We start from the raw sequence: 16,497 nt of genomic DNA, 5'->3' as shown, positions 1-16,497 counted from the left end.
CCCATCCTTTAATCAGTTATGTGTGTACCTGTGAACCAATTCTTGAGGTGCGGGATCCGGCTCCATGTGGTTGTATTGCTCGACTTCCTGAGCAAGCTCTCCATTGGTGCTGCCTTTGATCACGTCCGGAATTGGCTGGTTGTTGCTGATCGCAACGATAATACGAAAGGCATCTGCAAATGCTTTGCTGCCAAACTTGAATGGGATGGGGTATCGTTCTTGACCGTTATTCTTTTTGCTTCCACTGTGACAGTAAAAGTTATAATCACACTGATTGCATTTATAATAACTGGGTGTGTGTTTGGGAGGTATTGGAGGCAGCATTCGTTCTTTCGCCAACGAAATGCACCATTCGGCTTTCTGCTCCAGCTGCTTACCTAACTGAGGATCGTAATCCAGTTCAAATTCCCATACTTCCTGTGTGTCTTTGTTTTCTACAAATATGATTCCCTTGGTGATGGGAATGCCTTGTTTTTGCACGAGGTGCAAGTAGAAGGTTAACTGGTCACGATGTTCTTTCTTTGGGGTATTATTCTTTTGCATCCACTCAAAGCTTTTCGAGAAGGCGCTCTTTAATTCCACCAAGTAATCCTGACCGCCCGGGTTCTCCAGGCTGAACACTCGAATCCATGCGTCGGTATGGCCGCTGATGTTGTCTGCTTCGAGCTTCATTTCATCTTTCACCAGAATGCCCATATCCTTGAACAGCTTTTCATAACGGTGATGCAAGCTATGGCCATTCTCAAAAATGCGCATCAGTCGGCTTTCCGGCATCTCTTTTGGCACCATGAGCATATCGAAAACGATCTTTCGCTGGCACATGCCGATGGTGGAAGGATGCAGCTTATCTCGCATGGGACGTGTCTGTTTTTTGTATGCTTCCCTGGCATGATGATCCGCCAGATTTTCAATTAGTCCCATAATCACTCAATCCCTATAATGTAATGCACTTCATGAGACTATTATATCATCTGCTCTATGTCGAAAACAAGCGAATACAGAAGAATTAGATAGCAATTTGAAGATTTTCTTTGAATAGGTTTAAAGTTTCTTCTGTGCAAACCGTAATGGACTGATACCAGTTTAAATAAATGATGGTGTTATCTGCTTTGATGAAGCTTGGTGCGAATTGAATGCTATTGTATTCCATTGGTTCCGGTAGATGAACAAAGTGAAATTCTCCAGAAGTGTCCTCACAAGCAAATGCTACGATATAAGTCTGATCCATTTTAAGTCCCCCTGATTATATAATTCCATAAAGTGTTTTTTTAATCTCATGCGTATACGGTGAATGCTCTTTGGATTGTACGGAAGCATCCGTGCAATTTCTTTATCGGTGTTATCTTCGTAATAGTATTTGGCTAGTATGTAGCGTTCGTGAGGTTTCAGGCTGGTGAAGGTGTCGCTGCAGTCCTTGCCGGTAATCCATCTTGGGTCTGTCAGCTCCATGCCTTCCTCCAGATCCAATTTCAATTCATAGCTTTGTTCTTCGGGTATCTGCTCTCCGAGGTCAATCTCGTCTGCAAATTGTCCATAATATACGACACCGTACTGATCAATGGCATCCAGCTTCAGTGTCGCATCGAGATGTCTCTTTAGATAATATTTATAGACTTTGTATATATACTTCTCAAAAGTTCTTCCCTTTTGCTTATAAGCCGATGCGCACTGCAGAAATGGAATGACCAGCTCTGCATACAGTTCATACCCATTGTGATTACGCAGCTTGAACTTCAGATAATCCAATACTTTGCCGGCTGTCTTTAAAGCTTCCTGGGTGTGATACTTTCCTTTTCGGAGGTTCACTATCAGGTCTTTCCTCTGCATAAAGCAAGTGACAAAATAGCGTGTATCATAGTCCTGGAAGTTAATCGCATCACTCGACAGCATAGTGAAGTATTTATTCAGAAAGTTATGGAACTGCTCAATCAGTCCTTCCGAGTCCCCCGTGCGCTGATACAAAAGCACAAGTTCATCCGGTGTCGTTTTATTCATGGTGGTTCTCCTTAAGCTGCAAGACGTTTCATGAGGATCTCGTCTTCTTCAGATTTTTTATAAATATTTAATTCAAAGTAGGGTTTCTCCCCTTCACCCACTCTGTGAAAATCCATCACTCGTGGCAAAGCATATTCATCGTCATCATAGATGATGCCGGTAAAAGCATCCATCATGAGCTTGAATACGTTGTTGGTATCTCTTCGGAGCTTGTCGTTCGGGAAGTAGGCGGTCAGTTCGATGACGACTTTCTCACCCTTGGTCATCTCCCAGTTGTGATCAGCAGCCCATTGATAGGCAAAGGACTCCCATTTTTCTTTCAGCTTTTCAGCAGGCGCTGTCAGCTTCTGGCGGCCTTTGGCCATTCGTGTGTAAATGTGATTCACACTTGGATAGACACCAGAGTCCCCGTTCTTCTCGCTATGTACCAGCCAGTATTTTTCTTTCTCATAGACTGGCTTGCCGTTTTTATCCCGCTTTTTGATGATGGTGTTGCCTTCAGCATCACGCTTTGCCCGCTCCCGTCTGAACTTGCCGAACATCATCATGGGAATTAAGAGCGGCTCTCTCATGAACGGGATCCTCCGATCAAGGGAATTCGAGTTAATGTGACAATGGTAGCTTCTCCAATGAAACGCCCTTCATTATCATATCGCTTCAAGTAGTTGATGTCGCTGCCGGAGAAATCATCCGGGTTGATATCGTATTCTTCCTTGGCGTATTTCATGATGGTTGTATGAATGATGGCATCCCGTGTGATATTCACCTGGTCCTTCATCCGCAGCTCATCCCATTCCTTCTCTTCTTCTTCAATCAGTGTGTTAATAACATCACAATACTCATCAAACGTTAACCGCACCTTGCTTGAAAGCTCATCAAACTTGTTGGGTTCTAAGATTAAATCCAGTGTTTCAATGCCTCTGTCTGTCTTTTGAACCTTGATGATGATCTTGTCATTCTGCTCCATTTCAGCGAGCTGGCTTTCTCTCATGTAATTATAATCACGGCGTGTTTTACTTCCGATCCTTCTGGCGATCTGTTCCGTTATCGTTTCCATTTTGCTCCCCCTTATCAGCTGGTTTAGGCGCTAGTTGCTCTTCACGGATGCCTAGTCCGATATCTTCCACTAGATCCACTAGTCTTCCTTCCATTTCCTTCACCTCGCTTGAAAATGCTTGCAAATGTAATGCATTTCATTTCTAAAGTCATTATAGCACAGGAAAAGAAAAAAGATAGAGTTTTTTTAACTCTATCTCCAAAAAGTTCTAATTTTCGACATAATTTATGGTAGAAGTACCAAATTAATCATGCCAGCTCCATAGAGCTCGTCTTTACCTTCTTTGCCTAAGTCTTTCACCATCGTCAGCAAGATGCGATGAGCTTCCGCTGCATCAGGTTTCAGTCCATTTACAAGCTCCTTGTGACGTGCGATGATCAGCGCCAGAGCGCCTGCTACCAGTGGCGTGGCCATGGATGTTCCGGACAAGCGGGCATACGTGTTGTTTTTATAAGTAGACACGATATCAACACCCGGTGCAGAGATTTCATTCTGAATGCCATAGTTTGAAAAGCTGGCACGCTGTAGCTCTTGGTCTAAGGCAGATACCGCAATGACTTCATCGTAAGCGGCTGGCCAGCACACAGGTGAATTTTCATTTCCTGTAGCAGCAACCATAATGATTCCCTGTGCCCGTGCTTTCTTAATCAGATCGTGGACCACTTGCGGAGGACGGCTGGCTGTTCCGAGAGACATTGAAATGATATCCACCTGTTTATCCATCGCCCATTGAATGCCTTTCATAATAGAATCGAATCCGCCAGAGCCATTGTCACCCAGCACTTTAGCGGCGTAGATCTCCACTTCTGGGGCTACTCCGATCATGCCAATCTGATTGTCGATGCCTGCAATGATTCCGGCACAATGCGTACCATGCCCCTGCATATCTTCTGCCCCGTAGCGGGAGCCTGTGAAGTCCACCGCTTCTTTGACATTCAGATGCAGGTCCTGGTGATCCGGATCAATGCCGGTATCAAGCACAGCCACCTTGATGCCTTGACCTTTTGTCTTCTGCCATGCTATCTCTGCGCCAACGGCTTTCAGTCCCCAGTCAACCAGGTCGTCTTGAAAAGCAGCAGCAGGCATGACTTCCTTTACTTCAAAATCTGCCAATCTAAATTCCATAAGGGAATCCTCCTCGAACTCCCCTGTATCCTTGATTTATTGTAACACATTACATTATCGTCTGACAGTGGTCGTGCCGATTCTATTTATAGACTGCTTCATTATTTCTTCTGTCTCCCGCTCTCTTTTCATGTTTCTCAACTTCGATTCGTACTTGCTCTTTTTAATGAAAGCCCATATCACCAAAGGAAGCGGGATGAAGCCGACAGGGAACCCTATGGAATAGTCAAAAGCGCTAAGAACTCCAAACACGATATTCACTGAAAGCAACACCAGCGAAAAGCAAGCCATCGCAAAGTTCCAGTTGTCTCTTTTCATTCTGACCAGATGCTCTTCTTTTGTATCATCGGGATGTTGCCCTTCATATCTTACGCTGCCGGATGGCCTTGGGTGCTCAGGCACAATCATTCCGCTATCACTTCGTTCAAATCCTTCTGGAACATTAGCGTCTCTCGGAATAGGACGGCCAGCATGAAAGGATCTGGGCTGAGCATTACCAATGCTATACACAGGATAGCTAGGAGGAGTATTACTATTTCTTTTGCGCATGCTATGGATATTGATATATTTGCCTGCCAGTTCATTTGGCAATACTTCCACTCTGTTATCAGGCCTTTTCGTGAATGAAGGTTTTTCAATGACCACGCTGTTCCTCCCTTTCCTGTCTGAATAGAAAGCTCACAATCAAATACTCTCGCACTAATTCCATCACTACACCGCTATCTTTTTATAAGTTCCGCAAGTCTTGCAGCTGCGGACGTGGATCTTGGTCATCCAGGGTTTCTGGCCGATCCTGTAGGATCCTGCGAATTCCATGTCATGCTTCTTCGCAACATATTTGCAGTACAGCCTCTTCCCCATGATCATCTTCAGGAACTTCTTACACTTCAATTCTCTCTCTTTTTTGCTCCACATACTGAATTACCTCCATGCCATTGTTGAAGTTATTATCATAACGGTGCGAGTAATAATGCTTATAGTACACTTTCTTAATCCCCGCTTGATTGAGATATTTCATACAGTCAGGGCAAGGATAGTGAGTTACATAGGCAATTGCTCCGTCGGTTGGCACTCCATACCTGGCACATTGAAGAATGGCATTGTGTTCGGCATGCACAGTGCGCTTGCATCCCACTTTCCCATTTTCCTGGACTTCCAGATGGCCCGCTTCATCGCAATGCAAATGCCCGCTGATGCTGCCATTATAGCCTGTGGCTACGACACGGTTATCACGTACGATCACGCATCCGACTGACAGACGATCACAGGTGGCTCTTTCTTTTACTAACTCTGCCTGATCCATGAAGTATTCATCCCATGGCTTTCTCATGCGGACTCCTCCATCATGGACAGCACCATTTGAAGATGCTCCCTTATTTCCTTCCAGTTGGATACTCTCTTGAAGTTATGCTCCCACCCATTGAGGTGCCGGTTATAAGCAGCGTCCATCAATAGACTCTCCTGCTTAAACTCTATGACGTTATGCGGACCGTCATCAATCAATAGGTCTGTGTTGATGAGACCTTTGTGATGGCAGGCAATGAATCGCTTGCTGTCGAAGTCCGGAAAGTGTTCTTTCATCCAGTCCACTTTATCTGCAACAGAGTCAGGATGACACGAGCTGACGATATATACATCAAAATGTTCACATAGCCATTGGAAGCTTTCTTTCGCCCAAGGATCTTTCAGTCCAAGGCTTCGAAAGTACCCAGGCTGTGCCAGGATTTCATACACTTTTTCTCCACACTCAGGCTTCACATATGTATGGGTTTCCCATCTTACCATGTCTTCAGCAGTCAGGTTATCGTTGTACATCTGATTGTAATCCCTTAGGATCCAATGTTCATCAAGGTTGTTTAATGTACTGTCTAAGTCTACAGCAATACTAAGCTTTTTCATGTTTATTTCTCCCTTTGTTCGTATCGTACAGCTCCGCCTTTAATTTCAGTATCTCTAATTCCAATGCATCAGCAGCGGCCAATAAGCTATCTACATGGCTTACATAAATCCTTCCGTCAATCATGAGACTATTGTCTCCATCGTATGATGAATACTGCCCCTTAAGATTATTCAGATAGTCTATTATTTCTGTCTTGTTTGTGCTCTCCATTATCTCCACTCCTTGCATAAATCTTTAGCCGGACACTTCTGACATCCTACCGTTTCCCTTGGGTAAAACCATCCTTTATCAATGGACTCTTTCACCATTCGGACCGTCTTTAATAGTCTTGGATAATCGGACCGCTTTCTGGTGACATAAATCGTCTGGCCATCACGCAGGGTATGAACCGCTATCGAGTCAATCTCCTGTTTGTACATGGACTGATAAGCCATGGCCATCAGGGTCAACCCCATGTCGGTCTTCTGCCAGAACTCATCGTATTTGTGCTTGCCCATCTTGAACACAGCAAGCTCCACTCCTCGTGAAGTGTCCCTCAAAACAGGCAGGTTGCCCCTCACATAGAAGTTATCACCGAATGGCACACGGAAGTCCTGGTTGGCTGCCAGCACATGATCCGGTACGTATTGCTGCTGCCGATAGAAGGTATTCAGCATGCCGATCGCTTCCAGCTCTTTTCTTCTTTTGTCATTCCGGTTTCCAAGATAGATATCATAGATATCCAGATGGCCATGCCAGATGCTTGAGAACTTTTCTTTCAGTGCCGACAGCGGCAGCTGCTCCCCCATCTGCAGATGAAAGTAATAATAGTTCAAGACAGACTGCATACTCTCCCGGATCCCGTCATTCGTGGTAATCTCTTTGACTACTTTATCCACCTTCGTATATTTATAGCGAAGGGAGCACGATTTGAAATCATATAAATCACCTACGGATATTTCCATTTTGTCTTCTCCTTTCAAACATTTCTCTCCGCAATTCCTGTGCGGCAGTCTTTTTCTTTACTTGTGTCTTAACCCTCTCGGCATTACGCCTGCTGGCTGTTATCATCATATACTGGAGACACATCTCCATGGTGTTCTACCTCCCTGCGCTTGATAGACTACCTCTGATCGATTCCCTAATAGACGCTCTGAGTCTTTCATCCATCCTTTGGACAGCACGCTGTGATATTTCTCTGACTGCTTGGGAAACTGGATCATTCAAGTGGCTGGCCAATTCGTCCGAAATCATAACACCTGAACTGCCTGCACGTTCAGCAGCATGCTCAAAGTGGGCTAACTGCAATGCCCCCTTTCCAGACCCTCTTGCCCAGCGTATGCCTCTTGGATCGATTGTTCCTTGTTGAACGTGTCTGATCAGCTCCTTCTGATATGGCAGCAGCCTGCTGTTGTCACGGAGAAATTCAGCAAACATGGGCTCTTTCTTCGTTTGTTTTTCTAAATAGAGAGCAATCAGTTCCATCTTTGGCGACCGCCTAACATGTTGCGTATTCCCTTGCGATAAGGGTCATCGCATTCTTCTGCTCTTTTTTGTCTTTCATTTTGTCGTCTTTCTGCACGGCTCAGTATCGTCGTGGTCTCCTCATAGATACCAGTTAACGTATGACTCATCAACTCTCTTAATAGTTCATGATTAACTTCTGTGTTTTCTACAGTCATAGAAGCTTCATATGAATGCCCTATAAAGAGTTCTCTTTCTACTGTTTCACTGCTTCCAATTTCAATTGGCTCGTAAGACGCCTCACATGCAATGGATTGAACTTGTCCTAAGACTTTTCCATCGAAAGTGACGATGATGTTGTTGCCATCAAAGGAGTTGAATCCTCTCACCGTCCTATTGTATTCATTGGCCTTTGTGATTTCTTTGGCCACTTGAATTTCAACCATCTCTTGTACTAGTTCCATACGACACACTCCTTTGGTTTATGGAAGGTATTGATATCATTCACTTGTACGTGCAGTTTCCCATTTTTATTTGAAATCTCCAGCTGGAAATAGCGATGCAAACCACGGTTTATTATATGCTCTTCAAGAAGAGATTTCATTACCATCATGGAATTGGGCCCCATTGGCTTCCCTCTGAATTTCGTCATCACTTCATTGATGATGGATTCCATTGTGAAATAATGAATCCGGTCAATGCTATGAGCTTTGTTGTAGGCAGCAATTAATTCCATCATACATCCTCCTATGCACAGTAGATGGCGGGGTTTCTCCACATCGCCCGTACTCTCAAATATTTACCTACCAGCTCTTGAGGCCGACTTGCTGCGATCCCATTTGTTGTGTATGTATATTCTCTATATCTGTTCGTGGTATTGGCTCTTTTGAAATACATATATTCCTTCTTGGTATATCTGCTCACCAGTTCCATACATTCATCATCCTTTGTTTTTCTTTGAAATGCTCAGAATATCTCCATTATACAACAAAAAGATGGGGATGTCCCCACCTTTTTGAAATGCATTACAATTTATTTAGAAAGACTGATTTAAGAAGCTTGCTTGTCTCGACACGATGCCGGACGGTTTCTTTCATCTCTGCCTCCAAGACTGCTACAGCCTGAAGATCTCCGTCTTCCTTCATCAACTTCTTCAACTCTGTCTTTCTTCTGATGTCATCATAAAAATTGATTTCATCCAGGCAGTGTTCCAGATACTGAATCGCATCTGAATAACCGCCCTTCTGGATGTTTTCAATGATTAATCCGATCTCTTCCTTACTGAGAAGGTGATGACCGGCTGGTGCACGAAAGATCATAGGCCACACTTTAACTGTGCGCCGCAGGAAGGATTGTTGCAGGATTTGCATCCACCAATATCCATGACTGTTCCTACTTTACACACTGGGCAAGTATTTCCGACTTCACTTCCATAAGTCACATCTGCTGCATCAAATTCAAGGTCCGCATATTGAGCAGTCAGCTCAGAGCCTTTCTTGATCTCCGCTTCGTCCATGCTGTTTTCGTCAGCTGTCAGAGTCAGAACCTGAGAATCACGGCTTCCATCTACATAGACCGTTCCGCCTTTAGCGCCGCCTCTCCATAGACGCTCGTACACTTTTTGTACCTGGCTAACGGCATAGCCTTTTGGAGCATTCACTGTTTTAGACAAGGAGCTATCAACATACTTCTGAATGATGCACTGTACGTCCGCATGCTGTTCAGGTGCAAGCTCCATCGCTCCTTTGAAGAAAGAAGGGAGCTCGCTTACTGGTGTTTCCATTGGAAGGCCCATGTACTCCAGATACTCTTGTACGATTGGTGCCTTTACTTCAATAAACTTTCCAAGACGTCCACTGCGGAAGTAAGAGAAGCTAAAGTAAGGTTCTAAACCGGTGCTTCCGCCTACCATCGTTCCTGTAGATCCAGTTGGAGCAACAGTCAGCAAGTGAGAGTTGCGGATGCCGTAATTCAAGACTCCTTCACGGATGTCTTCTGGCATCTTCTTCATGAATCCCGTGTTGATGAAGGCTTCACGTAGCTTCATTTCTTCATCATAAACATCTGATGTCAGGAATGGGAAGCTTCCCTTCTCCTTCGCCAGCTCTATGCTAGTACGGTAGGCCGTCTCCACAATTGTTTTAAATACTTCTTCAACGATTTCATTTCCTTTTTCACTTCCATATTCAGCCTGGCACTTGATTAGCAAGTCATGAAGACCCATGACGCCTAATCCTACACGGCGTTCACCCAGTGCCTGCTTTGTATTGTCTTCCATGAAGTAAGGAGTCGCATCGATGACGTTATCTTGCATCCTGACGCCCACTTCAACTGTTTTCTTTAACTTCTCAAAATCGACGGCAGCCGTTTCAAAGCTTGCCATTTCAGCCAGATTGACAGCGGCTAAGTTACAGACACTGTTTGGTGCAAGGGGCTGCTCGCCACATGGGTTGGTTGCGACCACCTTTTGGCCATACGCTTTCGCATTGGTCATGTCGTTAGCGTTGTCGATAAAGAAGATGCCAGGCTCTGCAGAATAGGTTGCACAGATGTTGACCAGCTGCCATAGCTCTTTAGCTTTGATTGTGCGGTACGTGCGGATGGCATATCCCATTTCAGCCCATTCACGAACGTCGCCTACCTGGTGCCAGTTCTCGTTGTATTCCTTCATCTCTTCTTCTGTGTAGTTGGCTACATCCGGGAAGATAAGATTGTAATCTTCATCCTTCTCAACAGCTTCCATGAACTCTTCTGTCAAGCAGACTGAGATGTTAGCGCCCGTTAGGAATTCTGGGTTGTGTACGGACCATGTGCCGCCTTCTTCTAGCTTCTCGAGGGCTTTTTTCGACACAGGATTATTCACTCCTGCATATTCCACTAATGTTTGTAACATATCTTTTTCATCCGCATTCATAGGAGTAAACTTAAGTTTCCCCTTGGCAATGGATTTGATATGTTCATCTTTTGTGTTATCAATGATAAACTTCAAGATCGTTGGGTTCTGCATCTTCGAGATGATGAACTCCACAATGTCCGGATGGGAATCTTGAAGCATAATCATCTGAGCCCCACGTCTTGATCCCCCCTGTTCAACCAGGTTTGTCAGGTTCGCAATATCATTCAGCCAGCTGACAGCTCCAGAGGATTTTCCATTCACCCCACGGGCTACCTCATTTCTTGGGCGAAGAGTTGAACCATTTGTTCCTACTCCGCCTCCACGGCTCATGATCTCCATGACTTTCTTACGGTGGTCAGAGATGCCTTCACGGCTGTCTTGGACGTATGGCATGACATAGCAGTTAAAGTATGTCACATCGTGTCCGCTTCCTGCTCCGTACATCACTCGGCCAGCCGGTACGAAGTTCAGTTCCTTTAGTTCTTCATAGAACTTATCGAACCATTCTTTTTTCTTCTCGTCTGTTTTTTCTACAGATGCAAGACCCCAAGCATTACGCTTTGCTATTTGTTCCTGAAAAATCTCTAGCGGCTTCTGTACGACTTCAAGGCTTCTGGTTACAATCAGGGAGTCAGCTTCCTGTCCTTCCAAAGCACCTGCAAATTGCTCATCCACATGGATTGTGGCTGTACGTTCGCTCCTGTCAATGGATTTAACCCAGCCGTGCCCTCTTGTTGGCCACTTTGGATCTTCTTTCACCGTCAGGATAACAAAATCGCCAGCATCTAATGTTTCATGAAGCAGGTCATTGTTGCAGTAGCGGTCCAGCATAACCGTCTGGGAAACCCCTTCGAATGTCTGGTGCATGTCCTCTGTGATTGGAAAGATAAAACGGTCCGGGTACTTGGCTGTATACTTTCGGATGTCAGCATTCAATTTGCTGATGTAACTCTCTGGAAAATTCATTTGTCTGTCTCCCTTGTTTTATATTATTAAGTATTTTTTGTAATGCATTTCAATACGTGCAAAACCTATTATAGCCATGGAAAAAATTTAAATCAAGATGTTGACATAAAAAACTATCCCCCTACTACATGTAGAGGGATAGTTTTTAGCTGACTTTCTTGAATGTAAAAATCTTTGCCTTATTGCTCATTGCCTGGAATGAATCCACTTCTTTAGAATCTACAAGGACTCCGCTGAATGATAGCAACGCAAGCAAGCTGTTTACAGCTGCCATAATCTGTGCCACGGTTTCAGCAGGGATTTCATAGCCAAACAGTGTCGCAACAGATTGCGCAAAGATAATTAGAGATGAAACGATCCCGCTCCAAAATACAGTTGTCTTAATTCTTTTCTTCGTTGTTTCCTTCATGGTAAATAGCCTCCCAGTCTAGTTTTACATATCCAAGACGAGCGACACTAAAGGCCTGCAGGATTTCAAACTCAGCTGTGCCTGGTTTGGCATCCAGAAGAGGAGAAGCCCCTTTGTCGCCTTCATGTGATTCCACAGCACGCATGATGTTTTCAAAGATGTTTCTCTGGATGTCTTTATCCACTCCGTGCTTAATCAGGTGCGTACGGACAGCCACAGTATGCAGGGAACGCATGTCTTCCTGCAGTTCGTTGTACATGATGTCACACAGAAGGACCGTGCCTAATAGTGCATCACGAACAGCCCCTTTCACGTCACGCTCATCGAGCAGTCCACGAAGGATATGAAAAGCCGTCTTCACATGTTCTTGCAACCCTTCATCATCATGATAGCTCTGAGGAGCAATCGCCAGGGCATTATAAAAGAACGCCTTGATCGTGTCGTCTTGAATAGCATTTAATTCTCTTTCAAAATAAGCTAAGGCTTTTGGTTCAATCGTTGTTGTCATTTCGTTACTTCCCCCTGTTTTTTTACAATGACTTTAACATTAAGCGAATCCGAGCTGATACTCGTCTTGTTGATCTTTGTCTCTTTCAGCTTGGCTTTCTCTTCAAAGAAACGACCTAGTGCATGGAATACTTTTGCCGCTTCTGCTGCCAATTCTTGATCAGTCAGCTTACTGTCATTTGGTAGCTCAATTTTAAATTCTTTCATTATCTTCTTCCCCCTGTACGCTGTTCGTTTGCACATGAAACATGGCAACTATTTTCTATTTCCCAGTCCAGGTAACGCATCCATCCACCGTTAGCTCCTCCTGGTGATTTATTGGTTGGCTCTTTCACATTCTTCCCGCAGAAGCGGCAGTAGACGGGCTTGTCAACAGACTGCTGTGCCTGCTGCATCATGATCTGCTGAAAATTCATGCCGGCGAATCCCTTATTCTTCGGCATCCAGTTCAATCCTTTCACGGGAGATCATCATGGCAAATGTCTTCTCGTTATGGATGTGCCCCTTCTTGCAGTAATCCCCTGTTTGTGCGAGTGTGCAGTTCGTGCATTTTACATACGTCGAGTTGTAGTTCATGCACTTGTAGTCAATCTTGCACTCGACGAAATCCGGGCAATTGACCCGGTGGCGAGGAAGGTTTAGCATGTCTTCCTTGCCGTAGATATCGTTTTTGTTGGCTTTGATCGTGACTTCTTTCATGCGGTCACGGTCATACTCATAGCGCAGCTGCTCACGCTGCTCATACCCCTTGAGCATTCTGTCTCGATCTCTCATCTCTTTACCCCTTACTTCTCTTCGAGTTTGATGCCTAACTTCAAGCAATCATTCAGTGACAGAGTGATTTTGTCTTTTGACTTATCGACATTGCCACGTCCTTTAGAACGGTCCTCAATATCAGAAAGATCCACAAGCTTTTCTTCGATGAACAGCTGCTGATCCTGCATTTCCTTGATCTGATCTTCGATTTCCTGCATTTGCTTCGGGATGTTCAAGAAGTCAGGGTTTGTGATTTCTTCGCCCTTGTCATTTTCTGCTGTGCGAGGCACCAATTTAAACTCCCCACGAAGACGGCTGAATTCCTTCTGAAGCTTAGGCAATTCCATCTTAATCTCATACGCCCTGTCATTCAATTTCTCTTCTAGTTGTTCAAGTGTAATACTTGGTCCAATTAACATTTCCAATTCTCCTTTATTCATGTAATGTCTTTCATAAACTTCATTATACTATTATTTTTGATAATTTCCAGCCATATTATCAATTCTTACCGTTTTTCCGGCGAACGTGATATCGCTGAATCGGACACTTGCATCATAAACACCAGTCAGTGTAGCCCCGCCATACTTCACGGAAAGTGTGCCAAGTCCGTCTCCGGTAATCGTCATTCTTGCTTTGGCTTTCATTCCCTGGTTCCAGAAGTCTTCAGGTGTTGCTGGTATCTCAAAGAGTTCTCTTGATACGTTATCTGCCATTCCGTTTTCGATCATATACTCCAGCCCAATAGAAAGAAGGCTAATCCTGCCTAACTTGGGAATATTCAAATCAAAGATGCGTGATTCCTTATAAGGCTGAACATCTGCAGGAGCCAGATCCATCTCTAATTTGAATGGTGCGCCGACTGGAATTGGTTCAAGAAACCCTTGTGAAAAATCACTGAGCAAGTAGTTCTGGAATGTGCCATCATAGGAAGCAGAGGATGAACCGAAGCGCTCCGGGTAGCCGGCTTGTGCAAAGGTATTGCTGAATAGGGTCTGCGTTAAGACCGGCGGCTGATAGCCCTGCTCAATAATGGCAAGGTTGTTTGCCTTCAGCTCCACATTGAACTCTTCATCATCATGATAAATATCCATTCCTAACGGGTTTTTATTGGCTGTCTCGGAGATCAGTCCAACGGTTGCTTTCTGCTTATTGTCTTTATTGTTGATGACGGTGAATATCCATTTCTTTTCATCCCCATAGCGCACACGGGTGAAGTCGATATCATGCTTCGTTTCTCCTTCAGGTGTAGGCGGGAATGTGAAAGTGGCCACTTGTGTTTCTCTCTTAAGCCGGGTTCCATTCTTCGTTTCCGTGATTTCTGCAGCAAACATGATCTCAATAACGCCAGCTGCTCTTTCGGCAAACTGAAGCACTTGAAAGCGGCAATTCAGTTTGTGGTTTTTATCTGAGTCAAAATAATACGAGAACAACATAATCTGTGACTCCTTACTTCTTAATTTTTTTAATCGTCAGCTGCGAGCTGTCTTTCCATTTGTTCATCCTGGCTGCAATCGGTATCTCCACATGGCCTTCAGGTTCAAACTTGATGACTTTGTTTTCTTTGTCAAAGGATGCCTTCTGGTCCACTCCTACAGCATGTGTGACGAATCCGCCTGTGGCGATCTCAATATCAGTGAGTTCTTCCAGGTGGGCATTCATACGAATGGTCAGTCCTTGCATATTCACTTCTGACTCATTGATGTTTCGTTGAACACGATCCAATATCTCTTGATCTCGTTCTTTACGTTCCGTCACAAGAGAGATTTTAGCAGGGTCAATCCCTTGCTCTTTCAGGCTTTGCTCCAGCTGCGTCTGGTCGATGATTCGTTCTCTTGATTTATACTCTTGATCCTTGTAGTCCACAATCAGACTGTTCAAGCGAACCTTTTGCTGAATGCCATCTTCGACATACTTGCGCAGGTGGCTGTGCATTTGCGTTGTTGCCACACACGTTCACTCCTTCTTATATATTTGTAATGCCCTTCATTTCATGCGAGCTCTGTCTCCGGCGCCTGAGCACCTCAGGGTCTGTAGCCAGCAGAAAGCCTCGCTCATTCAGCCACTGCCTGGCTCTTCGAATGGCTTCCGGGGAGGTGGCACCCTTCACGCCATCAAGCGTTGTGATTTTATCCACTTCTCTCCAATACGTTACACATAATAAACGATCGTCATTTCGTGTATCAGGAAAATGACTTAGAATGTCTTTGACTCTGTGGCGAACGGTGTTCTTGATTGAATTTAGCATTGTTTGTCCCATATCCTTTGTCCCCTTTAGCTCTGGTGAATGAGTGTTGCATACCTTCTGCAGTCTTCAATAGGTGCTTCAATACAGTAAGACATATTTGGCATGAATTCATAGAATCGGGTTCCTTTGAAACTGCCAAACTTATTTTTACCAACCTTCATCTCGATGACAGGCATCTTGGATTCTTCTTCATCCGCAAGCCAGTACACATCAGCGCCCTCTTCCTTCAAGCCTACCTCATTATAAAGAAGGCCAATGAAGTTTGCTTCATACTCCAAACGGTTGTTTTCTTTCAGGTCATCGGTCATTGGGCGGCGGCCGCCATTCAACTTACGCAAATGGGCAGTACACAGAACGGCGACATCATATGTGACCGTCCAGCTCTTAACCGTCTTGGCTACATATTCGTAGAGTGCTTTCTCCTGCAGTTGCTTGGAGTCCACCGTCAGGTCATAGATACTGTCGATCATGATCACAAGCTTGGTCCCATCAGGGAAGTTCATCTTCATTTCCTTGATGCGCTGCTCGATCACTTCTACACTCGTACCTTCATTCGCATCCCACATAGAGAAGCGGCTGACATTCCGGTACAGGTGCTTCATGCCCTCGTTTCGCTTTTCCAGTATGTCTGTCTGGTCTGCGTACTTCGAAGGGTTCTTTGCCTGTGAAATGGTAATCTGCTGCTTGCAGGCAATGTAACGAGGAGTGAGCTCATTGTTGCTGTCATCCAACGAATGATAGGCTACATGGACATTCTCGTTTAAATCGGACACCTGCTGTGCCACTTGAAGCAAGAAAGCAGATTTACCGACGTTCGCCTGAGATGCAAACAGATACAGCCCTGGCTGAATGCCTCCTTCCAATGCTTCATCAAACAATGGGAATCCGGACGTCAATCCACCCCGGGCGTCACGGTTCCATGAGTATTGGTCAATGGCCGCCAGGTTTTGAATCATCTTAGCCTCAATCGAGTTCAAAGGACGATTGTAAATACGGACTGGATCCAGAAGCTGAAGGTGGTAAGGATTCTCCGCTTTCACTCCGAAGATGGATTCATCTTTGCTGATTTGTCGCTCCATCTGATTAAAGATTGCTTGGAAATTCATGTCATTCGCTTGCATGGTAAATTCTCCTCTCATTTCTCCCCTATGCAAAATATACGAAAATATTTTCATAAAAAATAGTTTCATAGACTTTG

27 protein-coding genes are annotated in these 16,497 nt (G+C 44.7%); all 27 read right to left on the bottom strand.

All coding sequences use genetic code 11. From position 1 onward, the window contains the following. Positions 1 to 12: 12 nt before the first annotated feature. Complete coding sequence (locus AC6CHU_RS04405; protein ID WP_498120225.1) at positions 13 to 921, bottom strand: Dna2/Cas4 domain-containing protein; 909 nt, start codon at positions 919 to 921, stop codon at positions 13 to 15. An 85-nt stretch (positions 922 to 1,006) separates the two neighbouring features. Continuing rightward, on the bottom strand, positions 1,007 to 1,228 hold the full coding sequence (locus tag AC6CHU_RS04400) for a hypothetical protein (protein WP_498120223.1): 222 nt from the start codon (positions 1,226 to 1,228) through the stop codon (positions 1,007 to 1,009). Then, positions 1,207 to 1,995 carry a sigma-70 family RNA polymerase sigma factor gene (locus tag AC6CHU_RS04395; RefSeq protein ID WP_498120221.1) on the bottom strand — a complete coding sequence of 263 codons (789 nt, stop codon included), beginning with the start codon at positions 1,993 to 1,995 and terminating at the stop codon, positions 1,207 to 1,209. The genes AC6CHU_RS04400 and AC6CHU_RS04395 overlap by 22 nt, the downstream gene beginning before the upstream one ends. An 11-nt stretch (positions 1,996 to 2,006) precedes the next feature. Next, positions 2,007 to 2,567 (bottom strand): RusA family crossover junction endodeoxyribonuclease, encoded by a 561-nt coding sequence (locus tag AC6CHU_RS04390; protein WP_498120219.1) that lies wholly within the window; start codon positions 2,565 to 2,567, stop codon positions 2,007 to 2,009. Then, positions 2,564 to 3,052: a hypothetical protein gene (locus tag AC6CHU_RS04385; RefSeq protein WP_498120217.1), complete on the bottom strand. Its 489-nt coding sequence runs from the start codon at positions 3,050 to 3,052 to the stop codon at positions 2,564 to 2,566. The genes AC6CHU_RS04390 and AC6CHU_RS04385 overlap by 4 nt, the downstream gene beginning before the upstream one ends. Next, a complete protein-coding gene (locus AC6CHU_RS04380; RefSeq protein WP_498120215.1) occupies positions 3,009 to 3,155 on the bottom strand; it encodes a hypothetical protein in 147 nt (48 codons plus the stop codon). Before AC6CHU_RS04380 ends, AC6CHU_RS04385 begins: the two co-directional genes overlap by 44 nt. Positions 3,156 to 3,277: 122 nt before the next feature. Beyond that, positions 3,278 to 4,177 carry a S8 family peptidase gene (locus AC6CHU_RS04375; RefSeq protein ID WP_498120213.1) on the bottom strand — a complete coding sequence of 300 codons (900 nt, stop codon included), beginning with the start codon at positions 4,175 to 4,177 and terminating at the stop codon, positions 3,278 to 3,280. A 54-nt stretch (positions 4,178 to 4,231) separates the two neighbouring features. Then, positions 4,232 to 4,822 carry a hypothetical protein gene (locus tag AC6CHU_RS04370; RefSeq protein WP_498120211.1) on the bottom strand — a complete coding sequence of 197 codons (591 nt, stop codon included), beginning with the start codon at positions 4,820 to 4,822 and terminating at the stop codon, positions 4,232 to 4,234. Positions 4,823 to 5,057: 235 nt separating this feature from the next. Then, the gene (locus tag AC6CHU_RS04365) at positions 5,058 to 5,507 is read right to left on the bottom strand and encodes a deoxycytidylate deaminase (protein WP_498120209.1); all 450 of its coding nucleotides are present in this window, start codon (positions 5,505 to 5,507) and stop codon (positions 5,058 to 5,060) included. Continuing rightward, on the bottom strand, positions 5,504 to 6,076 hold the full coding sequence (locus tag AC6CHU_RS04360) for a 5' nucleotidase, NT5C type (protein WP_498120207.1): 573 nt from the start codon (positions 6,074 to 6,076) through the stop codon (positions 5,504 to 5,506). The genes AC6CHU_RS04365 and AC6CHU_RS04360 overlap by 4 nt, the downstream gene beginning before the upstream one ends. Continuing rightward, on the bottom strand, positions 6,063 to 6,287 hold the full coding sequence (locus tag AC6CHU_RS04355; protein ID WP_498120205.1) for a hypothetical protein: 225 nt from the start codon (positions 6,285 to 6,287) through the stop codon (positions 6,063 to 6,065). The genes AC6CHU_RS04360 and AC6CHU_RS04355 overlap by 14 nt, the downstream gene beginning before the upstream one ends. Continuing rightward, entirely contained in the window at positions 6,287 to 7,021 is a 735-nt protein-coding gene (locus tag AC6CHU_RS04350) for a PD-(D/E)XK nuclease family protein (protein ID WP_498120203.1), read from the bottom strand. The genes AC6CHU_RS04355 and AC6CHU_RS04350 overlap by 1 nt, the downstream gene beginning before the upstream one ends. Positions 7,022 to 7,157: 136 nt before the next feature. Beyond that, positions 7,158 to 7,541: a hypothetical protein gene (locus tag AC6CHU_RS04345; RefSeq protein ID WP_498120201.1), complete on the bottom strand. Its 384-nt coding sequence runs from the start codon at positions 7,539 to 7,541 to the stop codon at positions 7,158 to 7,160. Then, on the bottom strand, positions 7,532 to 7,984 hold the full coding sequence (locus AC6CHU_RS04340) for a hypothetical protein (protein ID WP_498120199.1): 453 nt from the start codon (positions 7,982 to 7,984) through the stop codon (positions 7,532 to 7,534). Before AC6CHU_RS04340 ends, AC6CHU_RS04345 begins: the two co-directional genes overlap by 10 nt. Beyond that, entirely contained in the window at positions 7,975 to 8,256 is a 282-nt protein-coding gene (locus AC6CHU_RS04335; protein ID WP_498120197.1) for a hypothetical protein, read from the bottom strand. Before AC6CHU_RS04335 ends, AC6CHU_RS04340 begins: the two co-directional genes overlap by 10 nt. A 289-nt stretch (positions 8,257 to 8,545) precedes the next feature. After that, complete coding sequence (locus AC6CHU_RS04330) at positions 8,546 to 8,839, bottom strand: hypothetical protein (protein WP_498120195.1); 294 nt, start codon at positions 8,837 to 8,839, stop codon at positions 8,546 to 8,548. Beyond that, on the bottom strand, positions 8,836 to 11,382 hold the full coding sequence (locus AC6CHU_RS04325) for a vitamin B12-dependent ribonucleotide reductase (protein WP_498120193.1): 2,547 nt from the start codon (positions 11,380 to 11,382) through the stop codon (positions 8,836 to 8,838). The genes AC6CHU_RS04330 and AC6CHU_RS04325 overlap by 4 nt, the downstream gene beginning before the upstream one ends. Positions 11,383 to 11,527: 145 nt before the next feature. Then, on the bottom strand, positions 11,528 to 11,791 hold the full coding sequence (locus AC6CHU_RS04320; protein WP_498120191.1) for a phage holin: 264 nt from the start codon (positions 11,789 to 11,791) through the stop codon (positions 11,528 to 11,530). Further along, positions 11,763 to 12,299: a hypothetical protein gene (locus AC6CHU_RS04315; protein ID WP_498120189.1), complete on the bottom strand. Its 537-nt coding sequence runs from the start codon at positions 12,297 to 12,299 to the stop codon at positions 11,763 to 11,765. Before AC6CHU_RS04315 ends, AC6CHU_RS04320 begins: the two co-directional genes overlap by 29 nt. Then, positions 12,296 to 12,505: a hypothetical protein gene (locus tag AC6CHU_RS04310; protein WP_498120187.1), complete on the bottom strand. Its 210-nt coding sequence runs from the start codon at positions 12,503 to 12,505 to the stop codon at positions 12,296 to 12,298. The genes AC6CHU_RS04315 and AC6CHU_RS04310 overlap by 4 nt, the downstream gene beginning before the upstream one ends. Next, entirely contained in the window at positions 12,505 to 12,741 is a 237-nt protein-coding gene (locus AC6CHU_RS04305; RefSeq protein ID WP_498120185.1) for a hypothetical protein, read from the bottom strand. The genes AC6CHU_RS04310 and AC6CHU_RS04305 overlap by 1 nt, the downstream gene beginning before the upstream one ends. Then, positions 12,728 to 13,072, bottom strand: coding sequence for a hypothetical protein (locus AC6CHU_RS04300; RefSeq protein ID WP_498120183.1), 345 nt, complete (start codon positions 13,070 to 13,072; stop codon positions 12,728 to 12,730). The genes AC6CHU_RS04305 and AC6CHU_RS04300 overlap by 14 nt, the downstream gene beginning before the upstream one ends. Before the next feature lie 11 nt (positions 13,073 to 13,083). Then, on the bottom strand, positions 13,084 to 13,473 hold the full coding sequence (locus AC6CHU_RS04295) for a hypothetical protein (protein WP_498120182.1): 390 nt from the start codon (positions 13,471 to 13,473) through the stop codon (positions 13,084 to 13,086). 51 nt (positions 13,474 to 13,524) lie between these two features. Then, positions 13,525 to 14,487, bottom strand: coding sequence for a hypothetical protein (locus AC6CHU_RS04290; RefSeq protein ID WP_498120180.1), 963 nt, complete (start codon positions 14,485 to 14,487; stop codon positions 13,525 to 13,527). Between the two features lie 13 nt (positions 14,488 to 14,500). After that, positions 14,501 to 15,001, bottom strand: a complete 501-nt coding sequence (locus tag AC6CHU_RS04285; protein ID WP_498120178.1) for a hypothetical protein — start codon at positions 14,999 to 15,001, stop codon at positions 14,501 to 14,503. A gap of 16 nt (positions 15,002 to 15,017) precedes the next feature. Beyond that, on the bottom strand, positions 15,018 to 15,311 hold the full coding sequence (locus AC6CHU_RS04280; RefSeq protein WP_498120176.1) for a hypothetical protein: 294 nt from the start codon (positions 15,309 to 15,311) through the stop codon (positions 15,018 to 15,020). 14 nt (positions 15,312 to 15,325) lie between these two features. Then, on the bottom strand, positions 15,326 to 16,420 hold the full coding sequence (locus AC6CHU_RS04275; RefSeq protein WP_498120174.1) for a DnaB-like helicase C-terminal domain-containing protein: 1,095 nt from the start codon (positions 16,418 to 16,420) through the stop codon (positions 15,326 to 15,328). Positions 16,421 to 16,497: the final 77 nt, after the last annotated feature.

Source organism: Cytobacillus sp. GQ23 (genome assembly GCF_059758675.1).
Note: the sequence above shows the minus strand (reverse complement) of the source record. Positions and strands in the feature narration are given on the sequence as shown.

Bases quoted from the DNA above. Each gene is read 5' to 3' on its own strand.
- AC6CHU_RS04405 (WP_498120225.1), bottom strand. From the start codon at position 921: ATGGGACTAATTGAAAATCTGGCGGATCATCATGCCAGGGAAGCATAC.
- AC6CHU_RS04400 (WP_498120223.1), bottom strand. From the start codon at position 1,228: ATGGATCAGACTTATATCGTAGCATTTGCTTGTGAGGACACTTCTGGA.
- AC6CHU_RS04395 (WP_498120221.1), bottom strand. From the start codon at position 1,995: ATGAATAAAACGACACCGGATGAACTTGTGCTTTTGTATCAGCGCACG.
- AC6CHU_RS04390 (WP_498120219.1), bottom strand. From the start codon at position 2,567: ATGAGAGAGCCGCTCTTAATTCCCATGATGATGTTCGGCAAGTTCAGA.
- AC6CHU_RS04385 (WP_498120217.1), bottom strand. From the start codon at position 3,052: ATGGAAACGATAACGGAACAGATCGCCAGAAGGATCGGAAGTAAAACA.
- AC6CHU_RS04375 (WP_498120213.1), bottom strand. From the start codon at position 4,177: ATGGAATTTAGATTGGCAGATTTTGAAGTAAAGGAAGTCATGCCTGCT.
- AC6CHU_RS04365 (WP_498120209.1), bottom strand. From the start codon at position 5,507: ATGAGAAAGCCATGGGATGAATACTTCATGGATCAGGCAGAGTTAGTA.
- AC6CHU_RS04360 (WP_498120207.1), bottom strand. From the start codon at position 6,076: ATGAAAAAGCTTAGTATTGCTGTAGACTTAGACAGTACATTAAACAAC.
- AC6CHU_RS04355 (WP_498120205.1), bottom strand. From the start codon at position 6,287: ATGGAGAGCACAAACAAGACAGAAATAATAGACTATCTGAATAATCTT.
- AC6CHU_RS04350 (WP_498120203.1), bottom strand. From the start codon at position 7,021: ATGGAAATATCCGTAGGTGATTTATATGATTTCAAATCGTGCTCCCTT.
- AC6CHU_RS04345 (WP_498120201.1), bottom strand. From the start codon at position 7,541: ATGGAACTGATTGCTCTCTATTTAGAAAAACAAACGAAGAAAGAGCCC.
- AC6CHU_RS04340 (WP_498120199.1), bottom strand. From the start codon at position 7,984: ATGGAACTAGTACAAGAGATGGTTGAAATTCAAGTGGCCAAAGAAATC.
- AC6CHU_RS04335 (WP_498120197.1), bottom strand. From the start codon at position 8,256: ATGGAATTAATTGCTGCCTACAACAAAGCTCATAGCATTGACCGGATT.
- AC6CHU_RS04330 (WP_498120195.1), bottom strand. From the start codon at position 8,839: ATGATCTTTCGTGCACCAGCCGGTCATCACCTTCTCAGTAAGGAAGAG.
- AC6CHU_RS04325 (WP_498120193.1), bottom strand. From the start codon at position 11,382: ATGAATTTTCCAGAGAGTTACATCAGCAAATTGAATGCTGACATCCGA.
- AC6CHU_RS04320 (WP_498120191.1), bottom strand. From the start codon at position 11,791: ATGAAGGAAACAACGAAGAAAAGAATTAAGACAACTGTATTTTGGAGC.
- AC6CHU_RS04315 (WP_498120189.1), bottom strand. From the start codon at position 12,299: ATGACAACAACGATTGAACCAAAAGCCTTAGCTTATTTTGAAAGAGAA.
- AC6CHU_RS04310 (WP_498120187.1), bottom strand. From the start codon at position 12,505: ATGAAAGAATTTAAAATTGAGCTACCAAATGACAGTAAGCTGACTGAT.
- AC6CHU_RS04305 (WP_498120185.1), bottom strand. From the start codon at position 12,741: ATGCCGAAGAATAAGGGATTCGCCGGCATGAATTTTCAGCAGATCATG.
- AC6CHU_RS04300 (WP_498120183.1), bottom strand. From the start codon at position 13,072: ATGAGAGATCGAGACAGAATGCTCAAGGGGTATGAGCAGCGTGAGCAG.
- AC6CHU_RS04295 (WP_498120182.1), bottom strand. From the start codon at position 13,473: ATGTTAATTGGACCAAGTATTACACTTGAACAACTAGAAGAGAAATTG.
- AC6CHU_RS04290 (WP_498120180.1), bottom strand. From the start codon at position 14,487: ATGTTGTTCTCGTATTATTTTGACTCAGATAAAAACCACAAACTGAAT.
- AC6CHU_RS04280 (WP_498120176.1), bottom strand. From the start codon at position 15,311: ATGGGACAAACAATGCTAAATTCAATCAAGAACACCGTTCGCCACAGA.
- AC6CHU_RS04275 (WP_498120174.1), bottom strand. From the start codon at position 16,420: ATGCAAGCGAATGACATGAATTTCCAAGCAATCTTTAATCAGATGGAG.